The sequence below is a fragment of the Longimicrobium sp. genome (assembly GCF_036280135.1).
Lineage (GTDB): Bacteria > Gemmatimonadota > Gemmatimonadetes > Longimicrobiales > Longimicrobiaceae > Longimicrobium.
In genome coordinates this window covers 1-9,238 of sequence record NZ_DASURI010000496.1, presented here as the reverse complement: position 1 = coordinate 9,238, position 9,238 = coordinate 1, and the positions used below count along the sequence as shown (strand labels likewise).

Sequence of the window (9,238 nt, the reverse complement as noted above, 5' to 3'; positions counted from 1 at the left end):
CCGGCCGCCGTCGCGCTTGTGGATGGTGTAGCGGCCGGGCTGCGGGGCGGGCTCGGAGCTCTGCGTGTTGCTGGCCATCGTGGCCTCCGGTGGACTTGACCCCTGGCGCCCGGCAGGGCTACACTTGCGGTAGCGGGCGGCCTTCGGGTCTGTTCGCGGGTGAGGCTGGCTGGTCTTCTTCGCGGGAGTGTCGGTCAGCCTTTTCTTTGTCCCTGCTGGTCACAGTTATACTAAACCAGAGGGCATTGGTCAAGTGTAACATAAACCATTAATCAAGATGGATGCAGCCTGCGAGCGCGCACGGTTCCGGGATGCGGTTGACCGCCTACGCGAGTCGACCGGCGTCTCGATGGATGAGGTCGCGAAGGAGTTCGGCGTGAGCCTGAACCTCGCGCATCGCTGGCGCGCCGAAACCGGCCGCCACAAGCCGCGCGCGGGCTGGGAGGCGGTGCTGGCGGAGATGGCCGAGCGCGGCGCGGCAGCGAATCGCGAGCGGGCGGAGGCGGCGGAGCGGCTTGCGGCGGAATTGTGTAAGCAAATCAATCCCATCGCCAACCTACGGCCGACTTGACATCAGGGACCCCTGTTGAACGCTCTGTCCGATGCGCTGAATAGTGTTTCTCTCCCTTTAGGGGGTATTAGCTCAATACCAACTGATCTGCGGAAAGTCCACTCGCGACTTGGTGCGGGTGGATGTCCTCTGCATTGCGGGATTGAGGTGCGGCCTAATCAGAAATCAGTCCAAATGCGCGTGCAACAAGGAATACTAGACGGCTGACGAATAAAGTTGTAGACTGTTGTTCAAGCTACACCTGCCGCTCCATCGCCTGACTCTCCTTACTCTGCGAACGCACCTCTATGCCCCGTCCGCGGCAAGACCGTAGGAATAAGGCACGTCTTGAAGAGCAGAAACTTCACTTTCGTGCCCTCCGTCTTACGATGTGGATTCCAGTTGTACAGAATCTAATCCGATGGATCGGGGTAGTAGCGATCTTCTTCATGCTGTACTTAATTGCCGAGGTCTTGGCTGGACGGACAACCGAGGCAAACTTTGGAATCAAGCTTCTAGCATCTAGGTACGCAGCTCAGGCGATCATGGCGTTGGTCGGTGGCGGCGGTGTAGTATACGGGTTAGCGCAAAGGAAGCTGCGGCGAGATACAGTGGAACGCCTTTCGCCCAGAATCGAGAAGCATGAAAGGACGCTTGACCGGAAGCGTAGCTCCAGTAAGCTGACGCGACGTGGAGAAACCAACCCGGGAGACGAAGTATGATGACGCAAATGGAAGCAACGGATGCAGTTGTCGCGGTGACCGGGATTCTGTTCATCTGGGTGCTTGTCACCTTTTTGTACAGAGACTACCGGATCGACCTGTTCCGACAGAGAATGTTCGCAGAGCGTGATGCCTTGTTCGACTACGCTGCAGAAGGCGGAATCGAGTTCGGACATCCTGCCTACACACTTGTAAGGTCAACAATGAACGGCTTCATCCGCTTTGCAGATCGAATTAACGTATGGGGTCTCGCTGCGACGGCGCACGTGTACGGTAGTGTCAAGAATGATGAAGAGTCGTTTTCTGCGCAGTTCACAAGCGCGACAAAAGACCTTACTCCTGAGCAAAAGGACACGTTGGTCAAGGCAGTTAATCGGATGGACATGCATGTGCTTGACCAACTTGTACTAGGATCTCCTGTGCTGATCCTCGCGGTGATTCCGGTTGCTGCGTTCTTGATCGTGCAGGCGCTCGGGAAGGAAGCTGGCCGCCGGGTGCTACGCCGAGCTGTTCCAAGGCGCTGGTCGCTGGCGGTCGATAGCTTCGCTCTTGACTACGGTACGGAAACCGCATTCGCATAACTGCGCGAGAAGCTGAATCGTCAGTTTCCAAATGACTGAATAAGCGGGCAGCGCTAGTGTGTTGGCGCTGCCCGCTTGTTCAGTCTTTTTAGCTAGCCTGCCTTGACACCGCCTCCGCTCGCGGGTTAGGTTCACGCTCCCCGAACGATCGTTCGAACGGTCGTTCGACCTGGGCTCGGGCGCGGCACGGAAGCCGCGTGCCGGGCCCGTGTGCGCCAAGGTACCGCGCGCGCCCAAGAGGACGTAAACGACGCCTTCGCCCCCATCTACGGAGACGAACGGATGGCCCGCTACACCGAAGACGAGCTCAAGGAAAAGGTACACAACGGCTTCATCGTCGAGTATCCCGACGAGATGACCGAGGGGTACCGCAAGGCGCTGATCGTTCAGCTCATGGTGCAGGCCGACACGGAGCTGGTTTCCGCGCCGGCGTACTTCGGCGCGGCCAAGGACGCCCCGTCGACCAACACCATGGTGAGCGCCACGGCCATCATCCAGGACGAGCTGGCGCACGCCAACATCGCGTACCGCCTGCTGGAGGACCTGGGGCTGGACAAGGAGCAGCTCGTGTACGGCCGCCAGCCGCACGAGTTCAAGCACCCGTACGGCTTTGACCACCCGCTGGAGAACTGGGCGGAGCTGGTGGTGGCCAACGGCCTGTACGACCGCGCGGGCATCACGCTGCTGGGCGACGTGTTCAAGAACACCTCGTACGGCCCGCTCAAGCGCGCGCTGGTCAAGGTGGACCAGGAGGAGACGTTCCACCTGCGCCACGGCGAGATGTGGATGAAGCGCCTGAGCAACGCCGGCGGCGAGGCCAAGGAGCAGATCCAGCGCGCCGTGGACTGGATGTTTCCCATGGCCGTGGAGTGGTTCGGCCTGCCGGACGACATGAAGCGGCACAGCGGCCAGCTGGACTACAAGCTCAAGGGGATGACCAACGACGAGCTGCGGCAGACGTGGATGCAGTCCACCGTGCCGCTGTGCGAGTCGCTCGGCATTCAGGTCCCCGCGCACTGGAGCGAAGACGAGCAGAAGTTCGTCCTCGACTTCCCGTTCCCGTCGCAGTACGACGAGGACGAGAAGCGCTGGCTGTTCGACGAGGGCCAGATCAGCTGGGATACCGTGTTCGAGCGCTGGAAGGCGCGCGGCCCGGCCAACCGGCAGTTCATCGAAGCCATCCAGGACGGCCGCGGCTTCCGCAAGCAGCTGGAGATGGCGGCCTGATGAGCTGTTCTACGACGGAATCGCGCTTCGGCGGATCGGCGGACGGCGGGACGGCGGTGCTGGACGCGCCGTCGGCCTACCCGGTGCCGTTTGCCGAGCAGACGGGTCCGCTGTGGGACGCCCTGCGCGAGGTGATGGATCCCGAGATCCCCATCTCGCTGGTGGACCTGGGGCTCATCTACGACGTGCGGCAGGACGGCGGGACGGTGGAGGTGGACCTGACGTTCACGGCCACGGCCTGTCCGTGCATGGCGTTCATCCACTACGACATCCAGGACCGGCTGCAGCGCGAGCCGGGGGTGGAGCAGGTCACGGTGAACGAGACGTGGACGCCCGCCTGGACCAAGTCGCGGATCTCGCCGGCCGGCCGGGAGGCGCTGCGCACGTTCGGCGTATCGATGTAAACGGCGAGTGCGAGAGTGCGAAAGTGCGAGAGTAACTGCACCCGCACCTCTGTTACTTTCGCACTCTTGCACTTTCGCACTTTCGCACTCGTTCTCCATGATCGAGCCCGTATTCGAAGTCTTCGCCCGCAAGGGGCGCGGCGAGCCGCTGCGCCACATCGGGTTCGTCAACGCGATGGACGGCGACCTGGCCCGCGTCTACGCTTGGAAGACGTACGACGAGCAGAACTGGGATGAGATGTGCGTCATCCCCCGCGCGGCCATCATCCCCGTGGACCCCGAGGAAAGCCAGTTCGTGACCCGGATGATCAACGGCGGCGAGCAGGAGCTGGTGCACGCCCACAGCACGGGGTCATACGGCGGCGCCGAGCTGGCGGGAGGCACCAAGTGAGCGACACGATGACCGATCGCGTGGAAAAGGCCGCGGAGCTGTCGGACGACGGCCGCGACGCCCTGCGCTCCCTCATCCTCTCCCTGGCCGACAGCAAGCGCGTGCTGGGCCTGCGCTACAGCGACCGCATGCTGGGCGCGCCCACGCTGGAGGCCGGCATCGCCGCGTCCAGCATGGCGCAGGACGAGTGGGGCCACGCCCGCCTGACGTATGCCATGCTGGGCGACTTTGGCGACGACCCCAAGGCGCTGGAGCACGAGCGCCCCGCGGCCGAGTACCGCAGCCACCCGGCGCTGGACGAGGGATTTGGTTCGTGGGCAGACTTCATCGCCTGCATGCTGCTGGTGGACACGGCGCTCACGGCGCAGTACGCCGCGCTGGTGGGCAGCCGCTACACGCCAGTGCAGAACCGCGTGCAGAAGATGCTGGACGAGGAGCGCTTCCACTTCCAGTACGCCGCCGGCTGGGCGCGAAAGATCGCCTCCGTGGCGGAGCTGCGCGACGAGTTCGCCGCGTCGCTGGCGCGCTACCTTCCCGCCGCGCTCGCGTGGACGGGTGATGACAGCGCGCCCGGCCTGCGCCGCCTGGTGGAGGAAGGCCTGGTGACGGGCGACGCCTCCAGCGTGCGCGACCGCGTGCTGGGCAGGATCGGCCCCGTGCTGGAGGAGACGGGCTTTGCCGAGGGGCTGGGCATCACCCGGCGCGACGGCGGGGCGTTCGGCTACGGCGGCGCGCTGTCGTGGGACGGCTGGGACGAGGCCACGCGGCGCTCCGGCGGCTCGCTGGACGAGGGCACGGCCTCGCGCGCCCGCGGCGACAAGAACCGCGCCCTGCTGCTGGACTGATGGCGGACCGCGCGCCGTCCCGTTCCGACGCGCACGACGCGGAGGGGATCATCCCCCAGTCCGCGCCGTGCCCGTTCTGCGACGGGATGGATACCAGGCTCGTGAACCCGTTCGGCGGGCAGCTGTCGGTGGCGCAGTACTGGTGCAACCGCTGCCGCACGGGCTTCGAGTACATCAAGTGGGAAGACCACGACGACGAGAACTGATCGTCATCGTCGACGTCCAGCAGGCCCGCCGAGATCCTTCGGCGGGCCTGCTTTCGTTTGGACAGATGTACAGATTTCATTCAGAGCCGCGGAGGCGCAGAGGAGTGTCCCCCGCGAATCCCCCTCCGCGCCTCCGCGGCTCTGCGTGAGAATGCAGTTCATCCGTTCCACTGCTGCACCCGTTATCCGTCGCAATCAGCAGACACGAGCCGATAACGTGCACGCTGACAACGTGTTGGGCGAGCACACGTGCGAAAATCGGGATGTTGCAGATGGGGTGTTCCGGGCTTCTGCGACGTGCCTGCTACGTTTATTGGCGCGGCCACTGTAACAACTTGCAGCGAGGCCTTTACAAACGTATACGGAGTGCTTAGCTTAGAGAGAACTCCAAGGTCACAATGGGGACGCATTGATTCCCCTGTCCCGCTTCGGTACTTCCCCATCGGCACACCGGGGAAGCTCCCGGAGCGTCCGCCGTAGATCGTCATCTGCTTTCGTTCCCGGACGAAATTTGTTGTGCTCGGCGGTTCGTTCCTTCACCGTGTCAATCCCGAGGAGAGTCCCCATGGACCACAAGAAGTACGCTACCCTGCTCGCCGTGGTGCACGAGACGCTCGCGGGGCGCATCGACAACGCCCGGACCCTGCTGGCCGACCTGGTGGACGACCACCTGGACGACGGGGCCCACGGCGAGGACCTGCAGTACTACATCTTTGCCTCGGCCCTTTCCAAGCGGCTGGAGAGCGACAAGGCCGCGGAGATCAACCTGTACCTGCGGCAGTTCGAAAAGACGCAGATCTCCCTCTTCAACCTGCTGGCGCAGCACCTGCCCACGGTGTCGCTGGCGGGCCCGCTGGCCAACGAGGTGCTGGCGGGATACATGGGCGGGCAGGAGCACGCCACGCTGCTGGACGTGGGCATTGGCTCCGGGCGGCAGGAGGTGGCGCTCATGCACCTGCTGGCCACGCAGGGCCGCCTGCCCCGCAAGCTCGACGTGGTCGCCATCGAGCCCGACGCCGGCAGCCTGCTGGAGGCCGGCGCCGCCCTGGCCGAGACGGCGGACGAGCTGGGCGTGGAGCTGGCGTTCCACCCCGTGCACAAGGTGGTGGAGGAGCTGGACGAGGAAGACTGGCGGATGTTCGCGTCGTTCGGCGCGCCGCTGTTCGTGCTGGGCGCGTTTGCCGTGCACCACGTGCGCTCCGCGCCGGGCGAGCAGGCGCGCGACGCGCTGTTCCGCCGCCTGCGCGCCCTGGAGCCCGACGCCGTGGTGCTGTGCGAGCCCAGCAGCAACCACGACTCGTCGTCGCTCGTGGAGCGGTTCGAGGCCGCGTGGCACCACTTTGGGCTCACCTTCCGCATCATCGACGGCCTGGACGTGGACGACCGCGACAAGGCGGCCATGAAGATGTTCTTTGCCCGCGAGATCGAGGACATCCTGGCCAACGCCGAGGAGACGCGGTGCGAGCGCCACGAGCCCGTGGACGCGTGGGTGCGGCGGTTCCGCGACGCGGGCTTCACGCCCGTGGCGGAGTGGGACGCCGTGAGCCGGCCGGCCGCCGGGCCCGTGCGCGTGGCCGCGCGCAACGGCTACCTGGGGCTGGACTACGGCGACGAGACGCTCGTGGCCATCCTGTGCGCCACGTCGGGCGTGCCGGCCCGCGCGGGACGCATCAGCTCCGCGCTGCTGGACCAGGTGGCCTGATCCGCCGGCCGCAGCCGAGCCTGGAGCCATCCGGGGCTGTGAACGTAGCCGGGCCCGCGCCGCGCGCGGGCCCGGCTATTTTGTAAACAATTTTCGACCTACGCGCGCAATCGCGCGGAGATCGAGTGCGACACGGCGTAAACCGCGCGTCGGCGAGCAGATAGGCGGGTGGGATTCTTGACACCGGCGGCGAACGAGCGTTACTCTACCCGCTCAATCTGCGACATCGTATTGTAACACGACTCGTAGTCTACGCAGGGGCCCCCACCACCCTGCATCCGCACCGCCGCAACCCGGACGCGCAGCATCATGCCGAGTACGCAGCCCAGCCAGACCGTGACGGTATCCCGCCGTTTCTCCCCCGACGCGACGGTGAGCGGGGGCAACATCCTGTCCATGCTGGCGGCCATGGGGCCGTTTCGCCGGCGCGGCGAGCAGATCCTGGAGGAGAACGGCATTCGCGACGTGCAGGCCGACGGCTGGTACTCGCTGCAGGCGTACGTCACGGCGCTGCAGGCCATCGGGTCCAAGATGGGTCCCAACACGCTGTTCCAGATCGGCCGGCAGATCCCCAACCACGTGCCGCTGCCGCCGGGCATCGACAGCTTCGAGAAGGTGCTGGCCTCGTTCGGCATCGCGTTCGACATGAACCACCGCGGCGCCGAGGCGGGCGCCATCACGTTCGACGTCAAGAACCCGCGCAGTGCCACCATCACCACGGGCACGCCGTACCCCTGCGACTTTGACCGCGGGGTGATCGTGGGCTTCTTTCAGAAGCTGATGGCCATGCGCGTGGCCGTGGACCCCATGGAGGGCGCGCCGTGCAAGGCGCGCGGTGGCGAGACCTGCACCTACGGCGTCACGCTCCCGCTGATGTGAGCGGTCGCTCGTCTGCTGAGCCGAGCGGCGAGGTTGCGGTGAGACAACATGGCAGACGAAAGGCGGGCGTCCCGGTGGGGCGCCCGCTTTCTCGTGGGTGGCGGATGTGTGGGCTCCGGGTTTCCGCGGAAAGGCGGAGTGTGGCTCGCCCGCGGAGGGCCCCCTCCCCCCGACCCCCTGCCCCCGCAGAGCGGGGGAGGGGGAGAACTGCGTCTGGACATTCGGACGGTTCGCGCCGAGAGCGACCCGCCCCTCTCCCGGCCTCTCCCCGCTCGTTCCTCGCGGAGAGAGGAGAACCCAGCCTCAGCACGGGCTGAGCTCGCGCGCCGAAGCCAACCCACGCGAAAACCCCTCCCCCGAAGTTGGGGGAGGGGTCGCCGGCCGTTGCGAGGAACGAGCAAAAAGGCTGGCGGGGGAGAGGGCCCCCCGTCGCGCAGCGACGGGGATTCCGCATGACCGAAAGCTCGCCCACGCACTCCAGGCCCTGTTCGAAGTATACACCCTCTCCCGCGCAGTTTGCGGGAGAGGGTGCGAGCGACAGCGAGCGGGTGAGGGCCTACCGCACCACGATCGTCCGCCGCGCGGTGGCCCCCGGCCGGCCGGGGGCGCTCACCGTGAGCTCCAGCGTGTAGGCGCCGGGACGCAGGTCCCCCGGGATGCCGATGGCGATGGAGCGCGCGGCGATGCGCTCTCCCTCGCCCGCCTCGCGCCAGCCCATGCGCACGTGGCGCGCGCCGCGCACCACGCCCAGCGACTCCAGCTGGCGGCGGCCCCAGCCCGCCCGCGGCGCCACCAGGCCCACGCGCACCGTCACCGAGTCACCCGCGGGGACGTCGTACATCTCCCAGAACACGCCGACCTGCTCGCCCGGCGCCACCACCTCCGAGCCGCGGGCAATGCGGGCGGCCTCGTCCAGGCTCTCCGGGCGCGCCTCGGGGTGCGCCAGCAGCAGCAGGTCCGACACGCGCGCGGCCGCGTCCCACTCCACGCCGCGCCGCACCCGCGCGAACAGCCGCGCCGAGTCTTCCCGCACCTCCAGGCTCACGACGGCCGGGTGGCCCGGCAGCTCCAGCCGGAACGCGCCCGAGGCCGCCGTGGGCTGCCAGGGCGACACGGCCCGCGCGCCGTCCACGTCCGCCATGGCCACGGCGGACGCGTGCAGGCTGAAGTTCGCCGGCAGGCTGTCGGGCTCGATGGCGTACCCCGCCACGAGCACGGCACCCTCCGGGCGGGGAAAGACGGCCAGCTGGTGCGGCAGGCTCAGCACACGGGAGACGTACTCGGGCGCGTAGCGCGTGGCCGTGGGCGCCTCTTCTACCAGCGGCCACTCGTCGCCCCGCAGCGTGTGCGGCGCGCGGACACCGGACAGCGGCGGCAGCCACTCCCACGTGCGCGGGTCGTTGTACGAGACGAGCCCGTCGCCCGAGCTGCCGTAGAACAGCGGCTGGTACCGCTCCCACGCCGTGAACCAGCCGTAGCGCACGACGATCTCGCGCGTGTCGTCGCGCCACGCCGTGCGGTCCACCTGCCGCGCGCGGTGCTGGATGAGGTGCATGGTCCACCGCGCGTAGTGCTCCGTCAGGCGGTCGTTGGCGGTGTCGTCCCAGCGCGGGTCCGCCAGCCACCACAACCGCCGGACGACGGCCGCGCGCTCCGGCTCCGCCATCTGCCGCAGCGCGCGCTGGTCATCCGGGCGCAGCAGGTCGGACACGTCCGTCCACCGCGCGCGCT

10 protein-coding genes are annotated in these 9,238 nt (G+C 66.9%); 9 read left to right on the top strand and 1 reads right to left on the bottom strand.

All coding sequences use genetic code 11. From position 1 onward, the window contains the following. The first annotated feature begins 277 nt into the window (after positions 1 to 277). The 9 genes from VFZ20_RS15985 (at position 278) to VFZ20_RS15945 (ending at position 7,507) form a co-directional block, all read left to right on the top strand. Positions 278 to 571 carry a hypothetical protein gene (locus VFZ20_RS15985; protein WP_329684911.1) on the top strand — a complete coding sequence of 98 codons (294 nt, stop codon included), beginning with the start codon at positions 278 to 280 and terminating at the stop codon, positions 569 to 571. A gap of 697 nt (positions 572 to 1,268) precedes the next feature. Then, positions 1,269 to 1,853 (top strand): hypothetical protein, encoded by a 585-nt coding sequence (locus VFZ20_RS15980; RefSeq protein WP_329684910.1) that lies wholly within the window; start codon positions 1,269 to 1,271, stop codon positions 1,851 to 1,853. A gap of 282 nt (positions 1,854 to 2,135) precedes the next feature. Next, positions 2,136 to 3,080, top strand: coding sequence for a Phenylacetic acid catabolic protein (locus VFZ20_RS15975; protein ID WP_329684909.1), 945 nt, complete (start codon positions 2,136 to 2,138; stop codon positions 3,078 to 3,080). Beyond that, entirely contained in the window at positions 3,080 to 3,484 is a 405-nt protein-coding gene (locus VFZ20_RS15970; protein ID WP_329684908.1) for a metal-sulfur cluster assembly factor, read from the top strand. Before VFZ20_RS15975 ends, VFZ20_RS15970 begins: the two co-directional genes overlap by 1 nt. A gap of 97 nt (positions 3,485 to 3,581) precedes the next feature. Further along, positions 3,582 to 3,875: a hypothetical protein gene (locus VFZ20_RS15965; RefSeq protein WP_329684907.1), complete on the top strand. Its 294-nt coding sequence runs from the start codon at positions 3,582 to 3,584 to the stop codon at positions 3,873 to 3,875. An 8-nt stretch (positions 3,876 to 3,883) separates the two neighbouring features. Next, a complete protein-coding gene (locus tag VFZ20_RS15960) occupies positions 3,884 to 4,720 on the top strand; it encodes a 1,2-phenylacetyl-CoA epoxidase subunit PaaC (protein ID WP_329684906.1) in 837 nt (278 codons plus the stop codon). Next, positions 4,720 to 4,926, top strand: a complete 207-nt coding sequence (locus tag VFZ20_RS15955; RefSeq protein WP_329684905.1) for a hypothetical protein — start codon at positions 4,720 to 4,722, stop codon at positions 4,924 to 4,926. The genes VFZ20_RS15960 and VFZ20_RS15955 overlap by 1 nt, the downstream gene beginning before the upstream one ends. 565 nt (positions 4,927 to 5,491) lie before the next feature. Continuing rightward, positions 5,492 to 6,628: a GRAS family protein gene (locus VFZ20_RS15950; RefSeq protein ID WP_329684904.1), complete on the top strand. Its 1,137-nt coding sequence runs from the start codon at positions 5,492 to 5,494 to the stop codon at positions 6,626 to 6,628. 309 nt (positions 6,629 to 6,937) lie between these two features. Further along, positions 6,938 to 7,507, top strand: coding sequence for a hypothetical protein (locus VFZ20_RS15945; RefSeq protein ID WP_329684903.1), 570 nt, complete (start codon positions 6,938 to 6,940; stop codon positions 7,505 to 7,507). A 556-nt stretch (positions 7,508 to 8,063) separates the two neighbouring features. Here the strand turns inward: VFZ20_RS15945 and VFZ20_RS15940 are convergent. Further along, positions 8,064 to 9,238: hypothetical protein (locus tag VFZ20_RS15940; RefSeq protein ID WP_329684902.1), on the bottom strand; the 1,175-nt coding region annotated here is incomplete at its 5' end.